Origin of the sequence: Leadbettera azotonutricia ZAS-9 (genome assembly GCF_000214355.1) — a bacterium.
GTDB lineage: Bacteria > Spirochaetota > Spirochaetia > Treponematales > Breznakiellaceae > Leadbettera > Leadbettera azotonutricia.
In genome coordinates, this window is the sequence record NC_015577.1 from 673,946 (window position 1) to 695,359 (window position 21,414).

The following is a 21,414-nucleotide window of genomic DNA, read 5'->3' on the forward strand; positions in this document are numbered from 1 at the left end:
GGTGGCTTCCTATACCATTGCCGATGCCCAAAGGCTCCTCAAAGTCAAAGCCCATGTGATACGTTACTGGGAGCAGGAAGTCCCCTTGCTGCAGCCGGAAAAAGATACAAACGGCAGGAAATTGTATTCCTCACGGGATCTGCAAATACTTTTACGCTTAAAATACCTTCTCTACGAGCGCCGTTTTACCCTTGAGGGCGCCAAAGAGCAGATCTACTGTGAGCTTGCAGGGGATCATCAGGATCTGCGGGCAAGCATTTCGTTTTTAAGGTCGGAATTGCTGGATTTGTATTTTACAGCAGCCCCGGCGCCGCAAACCAGTGAAACTCAAGGCGATGGCAATGGATCTCTTTAAGCCTTTACCGGCCGAGGCCCGCCGGGATCTTGATGGTCTCCTTTCGTGCATTGACAAGGTCCTCCCTCTGCCCCGGCGCTTCAGGCTGGGCCTGCCCAGGGATGTGGCTGATCTTTCCCGGCTGCTTACCTCTGAACGGGGGGATCTGAGCGCTTCGTATCTAGGCAAACCCAATCTGCTCTCGGCTTATCACCGCTATTTTTTGCCATGGAATGTGTACCGTCTTTGCAAGCTGCTCCCCGGTTTGCCTCTGGTTTTTTCTGATGGGGATATCATCACGGATCTTGGTTCAGGCCCTTTCACGTTGGTTTTGGCCCTTTGGATATGCAGACCTGATCTGCGGAAATTCAAACTGGAATTCCGTTGCCTTGACCGTACCGGGGCAGTACTCGAATCGGGGAAGAAACTTTTTGATGCTTTGGTCCAGGCAGACAAGAATGTAAATCCCTGCCCCTGGGTCATCAAAACAATGAGAAGCGAGATTCGCAGGAACGGTACTCTTTCTGCGCAGATCCATGGGGAGAAAGCGAAACTCGTTACGGCAATCAATGTATACAACGAGCTTTTCCAGGATCTTTCCCCTGTTGACGCGGAAGGGCTGATTCGGCTTACAGGGCAGCATGCCAAGCTTCTCTCTTCCCTTGCACGTGATGATGGGGAAATACTTGTCATGGAGCCGGGGATTCCCCGTTCAGGCGAATTTATCGCGGTGCTTAGAAAAGCCCTGCTGGGCGAAGGCTTTGCGCCTGTTTCGCCCTGCACCCATACTGAAGCCTGCCCTTTGCCCGGCGGTCGTGTCGCAACAGGGAAAGGCGGCGGCAAAGCCAAATGGTGCCATTTCGCATTCGAAACCGGCGACGCTCCCGGGGATTTGCACAAACTTTCTGCGGCGGCGGGTATACCCAAAGAGAGGGCGGTTTTGAGCTTTATCCTTGCAGGAAAGACAACTGACAGTAATGCTGCGCCTGACATTAAAACTACGGAAATTGTCCCTGAAATCAGAATCCGGATTATTTCCGATGCCTTCCCTTTGCCCAATTACCGTTACGGGCGGTACGGGTGCAGCGTAAAGGGACTTACCCTAGTATCCGGAGCCAAAGCAAGCCTGGACAAAAATGAGTCCGGCGCTTTATTGGATGCGAAGCTGTCCGGAAAAGAAGGCAGGGATGAAAAAAGCGGGGCATTGGCAATCAATATAGGGAATTCTTAACCTGGGTTTTTCAAACCCTTGGATTTTTTTTTGCCCTTGCATTATAGTTAATCCATGTTGAATATTTTCAAAAAAACACTTTTGCTTTTTTTTGTTTTATTGTATTTTTCTTCCTGCTCCAAAAGGGCCTCCAAGATATCCGAAAGCCCTGATGTGCCCGGAGGCGCAGCAACATCTGTGTCAAACGATGCCCCTGGTGATGCTTCTGTGGGGGCAGCCGATGCAGATCGTGAAGCCTTTATCGAAGACTTTTGGCGATGGTCTTTCGGCGATGCCGGGCTGCCTGAAGAACTCTCCCGTAAGGTTGCAGACTCGGCAGCCCAGGGGCCCGACTTCATTATGGATCTTCTTGCAGTGCTCGAAACCGATTCTTCCCTCTACAAATTGGTGGACAAGACCCATGCCCTGTCCAACGGCTATGCCCCTTCGGATCTTGTTGAACTTACAGGCGGCTCTTACCGTATAACCCGCAGGGATCTTATGCTCCGCAAAGCTGCCGCTTCTTCTCTTGAGGAAATGGCAGCGGCTGCCAAGGCCGACGGCGTTACCCTTACTGTGGGCTCAAGTTACCGTTCACAGCAATACCAGGTGGAAGTGTACAACCGCAATGTGCGGGAGATGGGCCAGGAAGCCGCCGACAGGGAATCCGCAAAGCCCGGTTACAGTCAGCACCAGACAGGATTGGTGGTGGATTTCTCCCCAATTGATGACAGCTTTGCGGATACTGCCGCAGGCAAGTGGGTTCTCGCGCATGCGGGCCGCTTCGGCTGGTCCATCTCCTTCCCTGACGGATATGAAAAAGCCACGGGCTATCGCTGGGAAAGCTGGCATTACCGCTATGTAGGCAAGGAGCTGGTGTATTTTATCGACACCCACTTTGGGGGCATACAGCAGTATGCCCTTCAGTTTATCGAAGCCTGGATTGCAAGCTCAGGGGAATAGCTATGCAGCCAGCTCTTTCATTTCTTTTTTTTGCCTGTTCAATTTTTTCAATTCAAAGATTATAAGGCCGCCGGTGAGGAAGAACGCAATGCCGTCCGAAACCGGCGCTGCCGCCACCACACCGTGAAGCTGCCAGATTTTTCCGAAGATGAGGAGGCAGGGTATGAGTATTATAAACTGCCTCAGCAGGGAAAGCACGATTGAAATTTTCGGGCGCCCGGTCACCACAAAAAGATTTGATGACACAATTGAGAATCCGTTGAGGGGCAGCATGAGCATTGCAACCCTCATGGCCCAGGGCGCAAACGAGAGGAGCGCGGCGCTGCCGTCAGGGGCAAAAAGCCTTATCAGTACCAGGGGTATGCTCTCGGTAACGATGAAGCCGACAATGCAGATCGCGGTGGCTGCGGTGATTGCCCTGAGGTATGCGCTCATGACGCGGTCGAACTTTTTCGCCCCGTAGTTGTAGCCCAGTATGGGCTGCGCCCCCTGGTTGATGCCAAAGACGGGCATGAAGATCAGCATGGAGATGGAATTGACGATGTTCATGCCCGAAAGGGCAATGTCCCCGCCGTTGGCAACCCCCAGGGTAATGGCGCCGTACCAACCCATGCTGGTGTTGTAGAGAAGCTGCACTCCGGACATGACAAACTGCAGCAGGAACTGTGCCGACCCAAAGGACATAATGTCAATGATGATACGCAGCGACGGCTTGAAAGCTCCGAGCTTGAGTCGTATCACAGGCTTCTTGCCTGAGTTGAACGAGATGATCCAAATTGCCGAGGCCAGTTGGGAAATGATGGTTGCCCAGGCAGCCCCTTCAACTCCCCATTTAAGAACAAAGATGAAAAGGGGGTCGAGTATGGTGTTGAGTACAGCCCCCAAAAGCATGCTGATCATGGTAATAGTGGGGAAGCCCTGTGCCCTGGTGCAGTGAGAAAACCCGAATCCGACCATGCCAAAAACCGATCCGTACAGGATGATACGGTAATAGCGCCGGGCATAGTCCAGGGCTTCGCTGCCATCCTGGGCTCCCAAAATAGAAAGTATGGGGTCTATGAAAATAATGCCCGCAGCCATGATTACAAGGCCTGTAACAAGGAGTAGTATCAGGCAGTGGTTTAGGGCATTTTCCGCATCCTGCCTCCTGCCCTGGCCAAGCCGCATGGAGATCATGTTGGCCGAACCGATTCCGAATAACATGGCAAAAGCCATGGTTATGGTCATGAGGGGCATCACCAGGGAGAGGCCGCCCAGGGCAACTTCGTTAACCCCCCGGCCTACGAAGATCCTGTCCACCACATTGTAGAGGGCGTTTACCAGCATGCCTGTAATGGCTGGCACCGAGAACCTGAGGAGAAGTTTCCCGACGCTTTCAGTCCCCAGGCGGTCTGCCGCGTCTACAGTTTTGGGTTTTGGAGATGCACTATCTGACAAGTAAGGCTCCTTTGTTTGAACCTAGAGTATATAAAAAAATCACAGAAAAATCTGCAAAAACCCATAAAAAAAATCGTAAAAAACTTGACAAATCATTCCATGAGGGCTATATTCTTAATAGTTGAATGATTGTTCAAATGAACATATATTCAAGTATATATAGATAGAATGGAGAAAATATGAATGCAGAGCAAAAAATCATTGTTTTTCATCAGGATATGGTGGATCAGGCGGTAGAGACCCTTCCGCCTCAGAAGAACCTGGAAAACCTGGGCGAATTCTTCAAAGTTTTGACCGATGCCTCGAGGCTCAAGATACTTTATGCCCTCGGCGCCGGGGAGCTTTGTGTCTTTGACCTTTCCGTGACCATTGGAGCCAGCGTTTCCTCGGTAAGCCACCATTTGGCAGCCCTCAAAAGAGTACGGCTCGTCAAAGGGCGCAGGGACGGCCGGATTATTTACTATTCATTGGACGACGATCATGTCAAATCCATCATCAGATATGCCCGTGAACACCTGGAGGAACGTTAAATGAGTAACAGTTGCAGCAGTCATGGTTGTAGTTGCTGTCATGAAGAGCATGAAGAAGAAAGCCTTCCGCGGAAGGGAATAAAAACCTTTATCATAGCTTTTCTGCTTTGGGGCCTGGGCTTGCTTGTTGCCTGGCAAAAGCCCCTGGCAAATATGCAGCTAGGCCCTTTCCTGGTAGGGCCTTTTCTGCCCCTCATCCCCTTTCTCGGGTCCTACTTTTTTGCGGGTCTTCCGGTTTTGAGGAATGCCTTCCTTAACCTTAAGCGGGGCCATGCGCTGGACGAGAATTTCCTCATGTCCATTGCCACTATAGGCGCTTTTGCCATTGGCGAGTGGGAAGAGGCCGCAGGGGTAATGATCTTCTATATGATAGGGGAGCTTATTCAGGAAGCGGCGGTGAATCGCTCGCGGTCTTCCATCAATGCCCTTTTGGCGCTGAAGCCGGATAAGGCAAGGATACAGGATGGCGAAGGCTGGGCAGAGGTTTCCCCTGCCGATGTGGCGCCTGGCACCCTTGTACTGGTAAGGCCTGGCGAGCGCTTCCCCCTGGACGGGGTTGTGGAGGACGGCGCCGGTTCCATTGATGCTTCCATGCTCACCGGGGAAGCGCGGCCTGTGGCAAGGGAAGCGGGGGAAGAGGTCAGGTCGGGCACCCTCTCGGTGGATGGTGTTTTCCGGATTCGGACGACAAGGACGGCGGATGACTCGTCAGCTGCCAGAATCATCAAGCTTGTGGAGTCGGCCAAAGAGGCCAAAGCCAAGCCGGAGCGTTTTATCACAGCCTTTGCCCGCTGGTATACCCCCATAGTGGTGGGCTTCGCTGTCCTGCTTTCGGTTGTCCCGCCCCTCGTCATTCCCGGAGCCCGTTTTTCCGAATGGTTCTACAGGGCCCTTATCCTGCTGGTCATTTCATGCCCATGCGCCCTGGTGGTGAGTGTTCCCCTGGGTTACTTTGCGGGCATAGGGGGTATGTCCCGGCGGGGCATAATGGTAAAGGGGGCAGTGCACCTGGATATGCTGAACCGGACGCAGAATGTGGCTTTCGACAAGACCGGGACACTCACCAGGGGCAAGTTCTCGGTAATTGCCCTGGAGCCTGCGCCTGGGACAGATGAGGAGGATCTCCTGGCAGCCGCAATCTGGGCGGAGCAGGAATCCAATCACCCTATAGCTGAGGCCATACGGGTTCATGGGAAGAGTGTTGCCGGAGGGGAACCCCGGCCTTTGGTCTCGGCGGAGGGTTCTGCCGGGAGTTTCGAGAAAACAGCTTCCCGCAGGGAGATAGCGGGCCAGGGCCTGGAAATTGAGGCTGGGACTGAGGTTTTCCTCGCCGGAAACCGGCGCCTCCTGGAATCCAGGGGTGTATTATCCTCCCAAACCGCAAGTTCTGTGGACGAGGACATCAATACAGCGGTGTACCTTGCTCGTTCAGGCAAGTATATGGGCCGCATCCTCATTGGGGATACCCTTAAGCTGGGAGCAGTGGAGGCAATCAGGGAATTAAAGCAGATGGGCATACGCAATACAGTGATGTTCACCGGGGATAACCGGGGGGCTGCCATGGAAACTGCTTCAAAACTGGGGATTACGTCCGTGGAGGCCGGGCTTCTCCCGGAAGATAAGCTTTTCCAGGTCGAGAAGCTGACCAAAACCGGGACAACTGTCTTTGTAGGCGACGGGATCAATGATGCGCCGGTATTGGCGCGCTCCCATGTGGGCATTGCTATGGGTTCGGGAGCCGATGCCGCAGTAGAGGCAGCGGATATTATCGTTATGACCGACGATCCCAGGCGGGTTCCCGAGGCTATAGAGCGGGCAAGGAGGACCCACCGCATCATTCTGCAGAATGTGGTCTTTGCCCTTGGGGCAAAAGGCATGTTCATCACCCTGGCAGTTATGGGAGAGGCCAATATGTGGCTTGCCCTTATCGCCGATGTAGGCGTTGCCCTGATAGCTATACTCAATTCGGCCAGGGCATTGCGCTAGGCAAAAATTCGTCGAAAATTTGAATTTTATGTTCCATTTTTTGAAAAGGTGTGTTATTATAGGTAAAGTCAATCACATCCATATCAAGGAGTTGCATATGAAGCGTCTCGTTCTCTCTTTATTGGTAATGGGCATGGCAGTGTCCCTCTTTGCACAGGTTCAGCTTCCTGAATATCACTTTGCGTCAGGAAGTTGGGGTTTCCAAGGTCCCAGGCTCTATCAGAATGATGCCAAGGCCCGGTTGGCCAAGGTGAATCTCAGGATACCCCAAAGCGGCCCCATGATTTATGAATTCAACGCCCGTTACGAAGATGGGGTACAGGATGGCCATGGCGGTTTCGGCATCCATATTTTTGGCGATAGCGCTTACAACGGTGCCTCCTGGGGTGCTGGTAAGTCCTATCTCCTCTGGCTCAACTACGATGAAAAACCCCTCACCAGGGACATACCCGCTGGCTTCTCAGCCCAGGTTTACAGGAGCACTACCAATTCCCGGATGGAACTGGTGCAGAGCGTCTCCCTTAACCAGTACCTGCCCCTCCTTACCTGGGATAACCTGTCATACTCAATCCCCTTCAGAATCTGGGTAAACGGCGATACCGGCGAAGTGCGGGTCTATGACCCTTCAGATCCCAATCTGGCGAACTATTATTATTTCTATATTGATAGGAAGGATCTGCCGCTCCGGGGCAACTGGGCGGCGCTCAGAACCAACGGCATTAAGCTTTCCTTCGGCCTGGGACTCTAAAAATAGCGGGGGCAGGGGCGGGCATCCGCTCTTTCCCCCCATTTCCTTTTATGAAAATTCCTCCTCTTTGTCCTTGTCTGTTTGTGTTTATAGGAATGTTGTATGAATAAACGTGACTTAGTATGGCGAGCCTTTCATAATGAGAGCGTAGAACGCATTCCTGTAGGTTTCTGGTTTCACTTCGCCAAGGACGAGCTTGAGGATGTTTTTAAGAACCCAGGGCTTAGGGAAATCAATATTCAGGGGCATAAGAAATTTTATGAAGCCTTTGATCCTGATTTCCTCAAGATTATGACGGATGGGTATTTTTGCTATCCCAACGAAATTTTTGCCTCCGCGAAAGATGTATCCGAATTAAAGAAAATCAAGCCCATAGGCTCAGATCACCCATGGATACGGGAACAGGTAAAGTTGGCCCAGGCTGTAACCGGCGCTTATGGCAAGAATGTCCTGACCTTTTACAACATTTTCGCCCCTGCCACTATTTTCAAATTCGCAAGGCAGGGTAAAAACGCGGACTCTATGCTGGCTGATTTTATGCTCCGCGATAAGGCCGTGGTAACCCGCGCCCTGAATGTTGTGGCCGAAGATACAGCCGCCCTCGCAAAGGCGGTTGTTTCGGAAGGTGGCGCTGACGGGATTTATTACAGCACCCAGGATGTTTCAGATTCCCGGATCTCCACTGAACTCCAAAAAGAATGCATTGCACCATCTGACTTTGCTGTCCTTGATAGCGCCAATTCCGCGAAAGGGCTTAACATACTCCACATTTGCAGTTACGCAGGGCATCATAATAAAATATCCCATTACACTGATTACCCAGTCCAAATCATCAACTGGGCCGCGCATCTGGAAAAAGTCTCCCTGGGCTCGGGCAAGAAACTCTTTGGGGGAAAGCCTGTGATTGGGGGCTTTGACAATACTCCTGCGGGGGTGTTGTATAAAGGAAGCAAAGCCGAGATTGAAGCCGAGACGGATCGCCTCATAAATGAAGCTAAAAATCAGGGCGCAGTAAAAGGCTTGGCCCTTGGCGCAGACTGCACCCTTCCAAGGGACATAAACGTGGAACGCTTAAAATGGGTAAGGGACAGGGCAGCTATTAAACAGCATGAATAATTGGGATGCTGGAACACTGGAACTCATAACCGGACACCACCGCATCGAAGCGGCCCGGCCAGTCAATAGTATACGATATTTTTAATTTCAGGTTCGGATTCGGTCCACATGACAGAGCAATCCTGCATCATGTCCCTGGCAGCGTCGAACTTGAGCTGCTCGTTTGCATCGCTGGCACTTAAAAAACCAGCGTTTTAATCTGATACATCAGTGCCTCTCTAAAACTCTGTTTCAATACAGAATAGCCTGCTTGTCTTTTCTGCTTAATATCGATTGCTTACTATGAATAACATAAGGTATACTGTATATAGGAATTGTCTTTCCATGGCGGAAAAAACAAAGGACATTCATGAATGGACGAGAGGAATATAATGATCACAGTAACGCTAATCAGCCAAATCGCTATCGCATTGATCCTTTTTGGAGGCTTTTTTTACTTTCTTTATAAGCCGGGAAAAGGTGTTTCAAAAGAGGTTCCACGGATAGTATTTTTTTCTATGGTTTTCTTTGCAGGACTTATACTTAACTGGTTGGGGAATAGCCGCATCTATAACGAAGGCCATAATCCAAGAGAAATCATAAAGGTCGGTTCAGCAGTTATCACCACTTTACAAATGTTTGTTCTTAATGCGGGAATGGATAAAATTGAATCTCTGTCCATGGAAAATACTTTTTACGGTATTGCCTTCATTATTTGTTATATCGCCGCAGTGATATGTACCGTGGTATTTGCGGTGCATATATTTTTTAAAAGCTTTTGGAATGTCATATCTTTATTCTTCGTTAAGCTCTTATCAAAGAAAATATGGATCATTGTCGGGAAAGGTATTCATCAAGAAACACTCCTCAAAAGTCTTACTGCAGAGCAAAAAGGTAATACTATCATTATTCAAAATGAGAATAATGTAGAAGGGAAAAAGAAGTTAATGGATCAAGGTTTTCTTGCTATCAATGGGGAATTTAGCATAGGAATTCTTAAAAAACCAAGATTCGTTAAGTCAAAAGAAATAACCCTTATCGCTATTTCCGATGACGATGTTGAAAATCTTGAAATAGCAAGAATTATAACAGAAAGTTTATCAGTGTTTTCTGGCAGTAATCCTAAAAAATTGAAGTTTTCTGCCCACATTATGTATACCAATATTGAAAGGGTGGAGCATTTTAAATTAAGTGATAATGCAGATGGAAAAATACAGTTTTTTAATCCCTATGAAATAACTGTGCGTTCCTTTTTATTTGATAACCCTATTACAAAATTTATTCCTCGTGAATATATAGATACTGAAAATGCCTGTTTAAAAAGAAAATTTGATTTTCTGCATGTATTTATAGGCTTTGGTAAGATAAATCGTGAATTTCTTAAACAAAGCATTGCTGCAAACCAGGTTTTAGGTATGGATTATCAAGCCCTGGTGATTGACAAGGATATACAAGATAGTCAAAGTGCCTTTATGAACTATTCCCGTGGAGTTTTCGCAAAAGAAGGAGAATGGAGCAGTAAAAAGTATTTTTCGATGCCGCAGGAAAAATACAGAATTGATTTTGTAGAACGTAACGCTCTTTCAAAAGAAATGTATGATTTGGTTATAGAACGAATTAAGAAGGTTGACGCCTCAGTGGTGATTGTTGCTTTAGGGGATGTTCAGTTAAGTGCGGAAACCGCCATGGAGTTTCGTCAGCAGTGCAACAGAGAGAATGTAAAGAAAGGCATAAACATTTTTGTCCATGCAAAAAGGTCTTCGCCTATTGTTAATGAGAAAGTACTCAATGCTGATGCTGAAATTAAAATAAAACCTTTCGGTTTTGAAAATGCAATTCTTACACTTGATCACATTGAGAATAGGAATATGGACATCCTTGCAAAACATATTGCAGTAAGCTACGCAAGCGCAAGCATTAAAGGACAGCCTGAAGAAATGGAGGAGCTTATAAACCAGACATGGTGTCAAATTGGCAGCTTTGAACGAGAATCAAACCTTTCTGCTGCTCTTTCAATCCGCATAAAACTGAATATGATTGGTTTTGACCTTGTTGATAACAGTACGAAAACTGAAGATGCAAAAGAAGAATTTAAAGAAGTTTATAAGTTTGAAGAGGCTCAAAAGCTGCTAGAGGCAAAAGAAATAGAGCACTACAAGAATGGGAAGATAGCAAATACCATCCGTAATAATCTTGCCCGGCTTGAACATCAGCGTTGGAATACCTTCCATTTAGTAAAAGGTTGGACTCCGATGCAAAAGAAAATGGTAAGTGTGGACCTTCGGAAAAATAAAGCCACAAAAGAGCATGCGTGCATTACTACTTTTGAAGGATTGGACGAATTAGCCAAATTACAGGCAAAACTTAAATGCAAAAAAGATCCTAATTTGGATTTTCAAGCCGCCTTTAAAGAAAGCGATATTATGTTTTATGATTGCCAACAAATGGATTGTCTTGAAGGTAATCTTAGAGACACTAATTACAAAATTGTGAAGTGGGATGGGCTTTAGAGATATTGGCGAATTATGGAGAAAGTTAAGGGATGGTGATATATGAACACAGCTCTAATTGAAAACCGGCAGATACGCGTTTTTATCTCATCGACCTTTAAGGATATGAGCGCCGAGCGGGATTATCTGGTAAGCCGCGTTTTTCCTTCCCTGCGCCGTTATTGCGAGGAGCGGGATGTCAATTTTTTTGAATTGGACTTGCGTTGGGGTATCAGCGAGGAAGATTCAAAACAGGGAAAGGTTGTGGAAACTTGCCTCCTGGAAATACAGAAATCAAGTCCTTTTTTTATCGGACTTTTGGGTGAACGTTATGGCTGGGTACCTTCTGAAAAAGACCGGAAGAAGATTGCAAAAAAAACAAATGTTCTGAAAGACTATCCCTGGATAAGGAAGGAATTAAAAAATAGTACCAGTATTACTGAAATTGAAATTCAGGAAGGAGTACTCCGGGAAAAGGAAATGGTGAATGCGTATTTTTATTTTCGCTCACCTGCTATAAATATACCGGCAAATTTCAGGGAAAGACGTAAAAGCCGCGCTGTTTTAAAGCTGAAACATCTTAAACAACAGATCCGTGAGCAGGATAAATATCCCGTGGAAGAATATCATTCTATTAAAGAATTGGGCGGATTTGTGGAACGCGACTTTAAAGCCCTTGTGGACAGGTTGTTCCCGGGTAAGTTGATTTCTGAATTTGAAAAGGAGCGGTTGGAACAGCGGGTTTTTCTGAAAAGCCGTATTGGAGTGTTTATACCCCGACCCGAAATAGAAGAAAAACTTGATGCCTTTGTAAGTGGTAGCGAACAAGTTCTTGTCTTTAGCGGTGAGACGGGAATTGGCAAAAGCGCCTTTCTTGCCCATTGGAGTCAGAAACATCAAGATGATCCTTTAATTAAGGTTATATGCTATTTTGCCGGAGCTTCCCAATCCGAAGGAGATTATCGCGAAATATGCAAATACCTTGTCAGCGAGATTATCCGGCTTTGTGGTGTTAAACCGCCTATTAAGAATGGAGGCTTGTTGAATTGGATTTCCATGCATCAAATTGACTATGAATTGCAGGATGTTTTAAAGAAAGTCGTGGAAAAAGAAAAAGAATCGAAAAACAAGCGCCTTGTCTTTGTTCTTGATGGAATAGATAGAATTCCTTATTTTACCAACATAAACCTCTTCAATTGGATTGATTCTATTTTGAATGTAAAGTTTGTATTTTCTGTGCGGGAAAATCGTGAGGTAGCAGATTTTTTTAACCGAAAACAGTACCTCCGATGCAGAATTGAACCCCTGCAGAAGGAAAGTCGCAAAAAGCTGATAGAAGATTATCTTTTATCCTTTGGGAAAAAACTATTACCAGCTCAAATTGAACGTATCGTCTCTGACAAGGAGAGTGAAAACACTTTAACGCTCAGAGTACTTCTTGATGAACTGCGGGTTTTTGGAGTGTACGAGCGGATTAACGCGGAAATTAAAAAATACCTGGACGCATCGGATTTGGAGAGCTTTTATGCCCTTGTTCTTGAACGCATAGAAAGGACCTTCAATTCACTGGCCGGGGATATCCTTGCCTTAATCGCCTGCTCAACTGCCGGGTTAAGCGAAGATGAAATTCTCGCTATAAGCCATGCAACGCCTCTCCAATGGTCACAATTATCAAACAATATAGCAGGGCATATAACAAAGAGAAACGGCCTTGTGGTATTTGATAATGTTTATACAAAAGAAGCGGTGATAAAGCGCTATTTGCAGGATAGCGGCCGGAAATACCGGAGCCAAATTGCCGATTATATGGAAAAGTCTTATGCGAAAGGATACGCATCTGTTCCGTTCTACCGTATGTGTGATGAGCGTTTCAGTTGCTATACCACATTAAAGGAGTGGGATAAGCTGTATAGGTTTTTGCTTAATTTTCAAGTGTTTAATTATTTTTATACAAAAGATCAATTTGAGTTAGGGCATTTTTGGCGTGTTCTGCATGATGAAAACAGGGATGGCTATAGCCTTTTAAATTTTCTTAATCTTGATACAAAAAATTTAAGCCACGGAGAATTATTAAGGGTTGTATACTCGCAGCTTGGGTTTTTTACATCTGAATTATTGATTGATTATAATTTATCTCTTAAGTTTCATTTAAGGGCCCTGGAAATATTGGAAATTGATACTATGACGCCGAAGGATCTTTATACAGCAGCTTACCTTAACAATATAGGCGATGCGTATTGTAGTTTGGGAGAATATCTAGAGGCGCTTGATTATTACCATAAGGCTCTGGGAATTAAGGACGCTGATAACCGTGGAAACGAGGATGCCGCTGCTTACTCTTACAGGAAGTCCGGCCTTATATATTACATGCTGGGGGAATATCAAAAAGCCCTGGGCTATCATCAAAAGGCGCTGGAAAATTATGAAACCCATGTTGGGAGAAAAATTCCTGATGCCGCTGATTCTTATTACGATATAGGCAGTGTATATAACAAAATGGGAGAATACCAAAAAGCCCTCGAATATAACCATGAGGGGCTGGAAATTTGGCAGGCTGTCTTAAAAAGAGAGAACTATCCTGAGATCGCTTCTCCTTATCACGCCCCCTGTATTATTCGTTCTAATTTAGCAAATTTTTCTGATAGACCCAGTTCTGATAAGGTTACTTGTTACCACAATATCGGTGTTGGATATGCCTTTATGGGTGAGTACCAAAAGGCCCTCGAATATTATCAAAAAGCCTTGGGAATTCGAGAGTCGTTTTTGGGAAAGGACCATCCTGAAACCGCCGCTTCTTATCTAAACATCGGCGCTGTATATGCCGATATAGGCGAATATCAAAAAGCCCTCGAATATTGCCAAAAAGGCCTAAATATACGGGAAACTATTTTGGGAAAGGACCATCCTGAAATCGCCGCTTCTTATAACGATACTGCCGCTGTATACGCTGGTATGGAGGAATATCCAATAGCCTTTGACTATTACCAAAAGGCGCTCAAGATAAAAGATAAACTATTGTGGGGATGCCATTGTTGCAAAAACATCATGGAACCAATAGTGACGCCTTCACTTGAGGGGCATAAGATAAAGCGAACAACCATACCGGCAAAAATCGTGAAAGCGCTTTTTGCCTCCCGGCGTGAGCGGGAATTTAAAGCTCTTCTTCCCATATTGCATGAGGTTAACGAAAAAGAAATCTGGGCCACAGATCTCAAGGCGGAGGATTTCCCCCAATTGACGGCAAAATTCCGGGAGCGTTATGCCGGAGGCGAAAGCCTTGACAGCATTTTGCCCGAAGCCTTTGCCCTGGTACGTGAAGCCGCCCGGCGTTGCTTAGGGGAACGTCCCCGGGATGTGCAGATACTGGGTTCCATCGCGCTCCACAAGGGTAAGATCGCGGAGCTTAAAAACGGTGAAGGGAAGACCCTCATGGCAGCGGTAGCGGCTTACCTCAATGCCATATCCGGTCGGGGCGTTCATGTGGTCACGTTGAACGATTACTTTGCAGAGCAGGACGCCGGCTGGATGGGGCCTGTGTTTTTATACCTGGGTGTGACAGTCGGTCTTGTTCTGGCTAAGACGGGCCATGAGGGGCGTAAGGCGAACTACGCCTGCGATATTACCTACGGCGCCGGCAGTGAGTTTGGTTTTGATTACCTCAGGGACAATATGTGCCGCGATCCGGAAAGCCGGGTCCAGCGGGGCCTCAATTACTGCATCATTGACGAAATCGACGCCATACTCATTGATCAAGTTTGGAACAGCCTCAAAATATCCGGCGCTGCTGAAGAAGATGCCAGGTTGTTCCGGGAACTTGACCATCTCCTAAGTCCGGATAAAATGGAAGGGAGCCTCCGGAAGCAGGGCTTCATAAAAGGATCAATTGCGGATGAAGAAAATAGTAAAAATATCCCTTGCTTTATCAATTCCCTCAAAGTCAAAAAGCTTTTTGGCATTAACGTAGACAATGTGATCCGGAACGGGCAGGTACAGATAATTGATGAGTTTAGCGGCCGCATACTCCACGGTCGGCGCTATTCCAGGGAGCCTCTCCAGCCCATTGAAGCAAAGGAACTCATAAAAATTACCCGGCGTAACCGAACTTTGGCATCTATAAGCTTTCAAAATTTTTTCAAATCCTATATAAAAATATCCGGCTGTTCAGGTACCGCAAATACTGCCGCAGAGGAATTTTCCAAAATCTACAATCTTGATGTGGTGGTGATCCCCACAAACGAGCCGATTGCCAGGATAGATGAAAATGATGAAATATACATGAACGAAAAAGACAAATACGAAGCCCTGGTAGAAGATATAGCTGCGGCCCATGAAAAAGGCCAACCCGTTCTGGCAGGCGTCATATCCATCGAAAAATCCGAAGCCCTATCCAGCCGACTCACCCAGAGGGGCATACGCCATGAAGTCATGAACGGCAAAAACCTGGCCCGGGAAGCGGCTGTCGTTGCCGAGGCCGGGGCCAAAGGATCTGTCACCATCGTTATAAACACGGCGGGCCGGGGCGCAGACATCAAGCTCGGAGGCAGCCCGGAACACCGGGCCAGGGAGCAGGTTGGTATAAACGCTGAGCCTCGGGTCTATGCCGAAGCTTACAAAGAAAAATACGAAAAATGGGAAAAGGAGTATGAAGAAGTCAAAGCCCTGGGGGGGCTCTACGTCATCGGTACGGAACGTAATAAGTGCCGGCGTCTTGACGATCAGCTCAGGAGTTTTTCAGGCATTCGCGGAGACCCTGGACGTTCAAAGTTTTTTATCTCCTTTGATGATAATCTTATGCGCCTCTTTAACGCCGAAAAAATGAAAAATCTTATGTATAGAATAGGGATGAAAGATGGAGAACCTATCTGCCATCCATGGCTGAACAAGAGCATAGAGAAAGCGCAGAAAAAGCTGGAAGAGCGGGACTTTGAATTCCACAGGTACCTTTTGGAATACGACGACGCGCTCAAAGCTCAGCGCAAGTTTATATATGAACAGCGGGACGCTATACTTTTTGATACGGATATGAAAAAACGGGTGAAGGACGCCCTTGATGAGGGTATCAGTGGAGACCTCGTCCGGGAGTTGGATGAAAAAGAAAAAAAACTCGGGCAGGATTTTCTTAACTTTATTATTCGGCAGCGTTACATCTCCGTGACGGATCGCAATTGGCTGGATCATATTGAAAACACAGAAGTCCTGCTGGAAGCTGTTCTGGGGAGAAACTATCCGGATGTGGCAAATTCCTATACAACTATTGGGTATATATATTACAATATGGGTGAATATCAAAAAGCTCTCGAATATTTTCAAAAAGCGCTTAGAATACAGGAAATTGTTCTTGGTGAATCACATTCTGACACAATAAATTCTTATACTGCCGTTGGGAATGTATATTTAAATTTGGGCGAATATCAAAGGTCGCTTGGATATTGCCAAAAGGTTTTAGAAATACGGGAAACTGTTCTTGGAAAAATCCATCCTGGCTTAATAAATTCTTATAAAAATATAGGGAATAGATATTACCAAATAGGTAAAAATAAAGAATCCTTCGAATATTATCAAAAGGCTCTGGAAATAGAGCTTGCTGTCTCTGCGGGAAATGAGCCTGACACCGCTATCCGTTATAATGACTTTGGTATTGCATGTTCCAAGCTGCATGAATATCAAAAGGCCCTCGAATATCACCAAAAGGCCCTTGAAATTCGGGAAGCTATTTTTGGCCTAAGTCATCCTGATACCGCCGCTTCGTATAACAATTTAGGCAGTGCATGGTCTGATCTAGGTGAATATCAACAGGCTCTCGACTATTATAAAAAAGCTCTTGAAATTCGGGAAACTATTTTGGGGAAATATCAACCTGATACAGCTGTTTCGTATAATAATGTTGGTCTTGCATATTGGAAGCTAAAAGAATATCAAAAAGCCCTCGAATATCATCAAAATGCGCTGGAAATACGGGAGTCTGTTCTGGGGAGAAAAAATCCTGATACCGCTGTTTCTTATATTAATATTGGTATAATATACGATTATATGGGCGATTATCAAAAAGCCCTTGAATACCGCATAAAAGCATTGGAAATACAGGAAACAGTGCTGGAAAAAAACAATCTTGATACCGCGGCATCTTGCCACTTCATTGGTTTCTATTATATGGAATTGCATGAATATCAAAAAGCGCTTTATTATTCCTTAAAGGCGCTGGAAATTAAGGAAGCCGTTCTTGGAAAAGAAGATTTCGATACCGCCGATACTTGTCGTAATATCGGCAGTATATATGAATTTTTGGGAGACACTCAAAAGGCGCAAGAGTATAAACAAAAAGGTACATTAACGGTTGCGCCGTATCAATATCTATGAGGATGCACAATATGTCCAAAAGCCGCCAAATCAGAGATTTTAACTCGTCGACCGGCTCCTTCCCCGAATCCGAAAGGGAACGCTTTGAACAGCAGACGTTTCTGCAAAACAGGGCTTCCATATATTTACCTCTACCAAAAGTTGAAGAAAAACTGGATGCTTTTGTACGCGCCAGCGGGAGGACTTTTGTCATTACCGGGGATCAGGTCATGGGGAAAAGCGCTCTGCTGGCAGGCTGGATTCAGAAAAAACAAAACGATTCCGGTGTAAAAATTGTTTACTATTTTATTGGCGCTTCCCAATCCAACGATGATTACCATAAAATATGTGAATACCTTGTCGATGAAATAATCAGAGTCTGCTGCCTTCCTCGAATGTCTAAAACAGCTGCAATTGAAGAAACGCCGAAAAACCCTCATAGGTTTGATAAAACGCTCACCCAGAAATTGCAGAATGTGTTATGGGAAGCCGCCAGAGAGAAGCGCCTTATTCTTGTTCTTGACGGCATGGACAGAATTTTTAATAGGGATAACGCAAAGCTACTTAACTGGTTGCCCGCATTTCCCCTGAATGTACGAGTAATATTTTCAACACAGGAAAGCGACGAGACAATGAAAGTATTTATCCGTAACCAGTACCCATGGGTCAAAATTGAAAATCTGCCGGAACAGAATCTTGAAATAAAGGAATATTATAAAGCACCTGAATTTTATCAAAAGACGCCTAAAATGCAGGAAGCTGTTCCTGGAATAAACTATCTTGATACAGCAGCATTATATGACAATATTTGCGCTGAATTTACCAGCCTGGGAAAATACCAGGAAGCCCTTGAGCATTATCAAAAGTCTCTGGAGATCCGGAAAGATATTCTGGGGTTATACCATCCTGATATAGCGGTATCTTATAACAATATTGGAGACGCATATTCCAATCTGGGAGATTTTCATAAAGCGATCCCCTATTATCAAAAAGCGCTGGATATTCGTGAATTTATTTTTGGTATGTACCATCTTGATACTGCAGAGTCGTATAATACCGTTGGGAGCGCATGTTCAAGGATAGATAGCGGCGAGTCCGCATATAAAGAAGCGCTCCAATATCGCCTAAAGGCACTGGAAATTCTCGAAACTCTTCTGGGTAAAAAACACCCTGATACGGCAATGTCTTACAATAATATTGGCACTGTATATAGATATATGGGCGAATATCAAAACGCGATTGAATACCATCAAAGGGCGCTAACAATTCAAGAAGTTATCCTGGGCACAGATAATCTTATTACCGCAGCTTCCTATAATAATATGGGGAGTGCATATTCCGGCAAGGGCGAATATAAAAAGGCAATTGAATACCATCAAAAAGCCCTAGAAATCCGGGAAGCTAATCTTGGCAGAAACCATCGTGATACTGCGGAGTCTTATAAAAACATAGGAGATGCATATTCCGTTAAGGGCGAATATCAAAAGGCATTTAAATATTATCAAACGGGGCTGGAAATAGAGGAAGCTATTCATGGAAAAAATCATCCCGATACTGCAGCTTCCTATAACAATTTGGGTGATCTGTATTCCAATATGGGGAAATATCAAAATGCGGCTGATTGTTACCAAAAAGGGCTTGAAATACGCGAAGCTATTCCGGGAACAACAGATGATGATACCAGATCATTTTATAACAATTTAGGCAGTGCATATTCCAATCTGGGCGAATATGAAAAAGCCATCGAATATTTCCAAAAATCAATAGGTTCAAAAGCTTTTTACATAAATTACCGAAATCACGCTGCTTCATATAATAATATTGGGTTAGTATATTTATATATGGGTGAATATCAAAAAGCAGCAGAATATTGTAAAAACGCGCTGGAATTTTTGGAAAAATTTCAGATTATACACCATCCTGATATGGCAAAAGCGTTATCCATTCGCGCCGAAGCATATCGTAATCTTGGCGATTATGCTAAAGCATTAACGGATTATGACGAATCAATAAAAATCTTGCCGAACAATCCTGATGTATTAAATGGCCGGGGGCAGACATATTATTTAATTGGAGACTATCCAAAAGCTCTTGCAGATTTTGACGAAGCGCTGCAATGTGAATTGGGATATTCCACCGGGGGCAAAAGCCGGTATTTCCTTCCGAATAATATGACCATTCAGGAATGCCGCCAAAAAGCGCTGGAAATGCAGAAAGCTGTTTTGGAAAAAAATCATGGGGATGTGGCGAGTTCTTATTGCGATATTGGTGCTGCATATCAAAAATTAGAAGAATATCAAAAGGCGCTTGAGTATTACCAAAAAGCCCTTAAAATTCGTGAGGCTTCTTTAGGGAAAAACCATGCTGATACCGCAAATTCCAATAATAGTATAGGATCTGCGTATCATAATTTAAGAGAATACCAAAAAGCGCTTGAGTATTATCAGACGGCACTGGAAATACAAGAAGCGATACAAGGAAAAAACCATGCTGATACCGCAAGGTCTTATAGCAATATTGGGGCTATATACTACGATATAGGAGAATATCAAAAAGCGCTTGAACATTACCAAAAAGCTCTAGGAATTCGAAAAGCCGTTCTGGGGAAGAACCATGCTGATACTGCGTCATCTTATGGCAATATCGGAAACGTATATTACGATCTTAAGGAATATCAAAAAGCATTTGAATATCAGCTGGCGGCGGTGGAAATAAGGGAAGCCGTTTTGGGCAAGAACCATATCGATACCGCGTCATCTTATAGCAATATCGGAATTGTATGTTACGCTATTGAGGAATATCAAAAAGCGCTTGAATACCATCTTGCGGCGCTGGAAATACGGGAAGCCGTTCCGGGCAAAAATCATGCTGATATCGCAGACACCTATAACAATCTTGGGGATGTATATTGCAAACAGGGCGATCAAGAAAAAGCTCTCGACTATTACAAAAAAGCTCTGGAAACACGGGAAGCTATTCTGGGGGTAGAACATTATACTTCCTCAGGTTATCTTAGAGAAAAGAATTACCACGATATACTCGAAAATCATCAAAAAGCACGGGAAATAAAAGAGTTTGTCCTGGAAAAAAACTATGCTGATACCGCAACCACTTATAACAACCTTGGGAACGTATATTACAAACAAGGCGAGTACAGAATGGCGATTGATTATTATCTACCGGCACTGTATATACGAAGAGTTGTTTTGGGCGAGGATAATCTTGATACTGCAATTACATATAACAATCTTGGGGATGTATATTGCAAACAGGACGAGTACGAAATAGCACTTGATCGTTATCAAAAGGCTTTGGAAATACGGAAATCTGTTCTGGGGAAAAATAATCCAGATACTGCGATAACCTATACCAAGCTTGGGGATGTTTACAATAAACAGGGAGAGTACCAAGAAGCTCTTGAACACCATCAGGCGGCCCTGGAAATTCGGAAAGTGGTTCTGGGGAGAAATAATCCTGACACAGCAGCTTCATATTTCAATATGGCGGGCACTTATTATAATTTGAGTGAGTACCAAAAATCGCTGGAACATCACCTGGCGGCCCTGGAGATTCGGGAAGCTGTTCTGGGGAGAAACAACGTTGATACTGCAAGTTCGTATAACAATACTGGGGTTGCATATTACAGGCTGGGGGATTACCAAAAAGAAATTGAATATATGGAAAATGCTCTGGAAATACGGGAAGCTACGCTTGGGACAAATCACGCCGATACCGCAACTACCTATAACAACATTGGGAATATATATATTAGGCAGAAAGAATATCAAAAAGCGCTTGGATATTATAATAAGGCTCTGGTAATACGGGAAACTGTTCTGGGGCAAAACAATATTGATACAGCAGTTTCTTATGAAAATGTCGGGAATGCATACTATTATTTGAAGGAATATAAAGAATCGCTGGAATTTTACCATAATGCACTGAAGATTCGGGAAGATATTTTGGGAACAAACCATGCTGATACCGGAATGTCTTCTAACACGATTGGAGTTGTATATTTCATGCTGGGTGATTACCAAAAAGCGCTCGGATATTATAATAAGGCCCTGGTAATACGGGAAACTGTTCTTGGTCTTGAGCATCCTGATACCATAAGGACAATTCAAAATATAGCCGAACTGCATGAACTAATGGGAGAAAAGCAATGATTGCAGTAACTCTGAAAAGCCCGTAACCACTATCCCCACAGTGATTTGATTAATGCACGATAAGCGCACGATGCCGCACAACTTATTGCTTCAGCTAAAAGACGTTTTTGCTAATTC

At 45.2% G+C, this 21,414-nt stretch carries 11 protein-coding genes; 10 read left to right on the forward strand and 1 reads right to left on the reverse strand.

Going from position 1 to position 21,414, the window contains the following annotated elements:
* The first annotated feature begins 1 nt into the window (after window position 1).
* Genes TREAZ_RS03005 through TREAZ_RS03015 form a run of 3 tightly spaced genes read left to right on the forward strand, consistent with a single transcriptional unit; the run spans window position 2 to window position 2,507 of the window.
* Window positions 2-355, forward strand: a complete 354-nt coding sequence (locus TREAZ_RS03005) for a MerR family transcriptional regulator (protein ID WP_015710325.1) — start codon at window positions 2-4, stop codon at window positions 353-355.
* Window positions 342-1,565: a small ribosomal subunit Rsm22 family protein gene (locus TREAZ_RS03010; RefSeq protein ID WP_015710326.1), complete on the forward strand. Its 1,224-nt coding sequence runs from the start codon at window positions 342-344 to the stop codon at window positions 1,563-1,565. The genes TREAZ_RS03005 and TREAZ_RS03010 overlap by 14 nt, the downstream gene beginning before the upstream one ends.
* 54 nt (window positions 1,566-1,619) lie before the next feature.
* The gene (locus TREAZ_RS03015) at window positions 1,620-2,507 is read left to right on the forward strand and encodes a M15 family metallopeptidase (protein ID WP_015710327.1); all 888 of its coding nucleotides are present in this window, start codon (window positions 1,620-1,622) and stop codon (window positions 2,505-2,507) included.
* Here the strand turns inward: TREAZ_RS03015 and TREAZ_RS03020 are convergent, their stop codons facing one another.
* On the reverse strand, window positions 2,508-3,944 hold the full coding sequence (locus TREAZ_RS03020) for an MATE family efflux transporter (protein ID WP_015710328.1): 1,437 nt from the start codon (window positions 3,942-3,944) through the stop codon (window positions 2,508-2,510). It lies immediately after the preceding gene.
* 179 nt (window positions 3,945-4,123) lie between these two features.
* Between TREAZ_RS03020 and TREAZ_RS03025 the strand changes: the two genes are divergently transcribed.
* The 7 genes from TREAZ_RS03025 to TREAZ_RS03055 all read left to right on the forward strand — a co-directional run bounded on the left by TREAZ_RS03025 (window position 4,124) and on the right by TREAZ_RS03055 (window position 21,297).
* Window positions 4,124-4,474: an ArsR/SmtB family transcription factor gene (locus TREAZ_RS03025; RefSeq protein ID WP_015710330.1), complete on the forward strand. Its 351-nt coding sequence runs from the start codon at window positions 4,124-4,126 to the stop codon at window positions 4,472-4,474.
* Window positions 4,475-6,460 carry a heavy metal translocating P-type ATPase gene (locus tag TREAZ_RS03030; RefSeq protein ID WP_015710331.1) on the forward strand — a complete coding sequence of 662 codons (1,986 nt, stop codon included), beginning with the start codon at window positions 4,475-4,477 and terminating at the stop codon, window positions 6,458-6,460.
* Window positions 6,461-6,557: 97 nt separating this feature from the next.
* Window positions 6,558-7,208, forward strand: coding sequence for a hypothetical protein (locus tag TREAZ_RS03035; protein ID WP_015710333.1), 651 nt, complete (start codon window positions 6,558-6,560; stop codon window positions 7,206-7,208).
* Between the two features lie 102 nt (window positions 7,209-7,310).
* Window positions 7,311-8,324, forward strand: a complete 1,014-nt coding sequence (locus tag TREAZ_RS03040; protein ID WP_015710334.1) for a uroporphyrinogen decarboxylase family protein — start codon at window positions 7,311-7,313, stop codon at window positions 8,322-8,324.
* Window positions 8,325-8,695: 371 nt separating this feature from the next.
* Window positions 8,696-10,813 (forward strand): hypothetical protein, encoded by a 2,118-nt coding sequence (locus TREAZ_RS03045; RefSeq protein WP_083820347.1) that lies wholly within the window; start codon window positions 8,696-8,698, stop codon window positions 10,811-10,813.
* A 42-nt stretch (window positions 10,814-10,855) separates the two neighbouring features.
* Complete coding sequence (locus TREAZ_RS17240) at window positions 10,856-17,149, forward strand: tetratricopeptide repeat protein (RefSeq protein WP_015710336.1); 6,294 nt, start codon at window positions 10,856-10,858, stop codon at window positions 17,147-17,149.
* Between the two features lie 11 nt (window positions 17,150-17,160).
* Complete coding sequence (locus TREAZ_RS03055) at window positions 17,161-21,297, forward strand: tetratricopeptide repeat protein (RefSeq protein ID WP_015710337.1); 4,137 nt, start codon at window positions 17,161-17,163, stop codon at window positions 21,295-21,297.
* Window positions 21,298-21,414 lie beyond the last annotated feature (117 nt).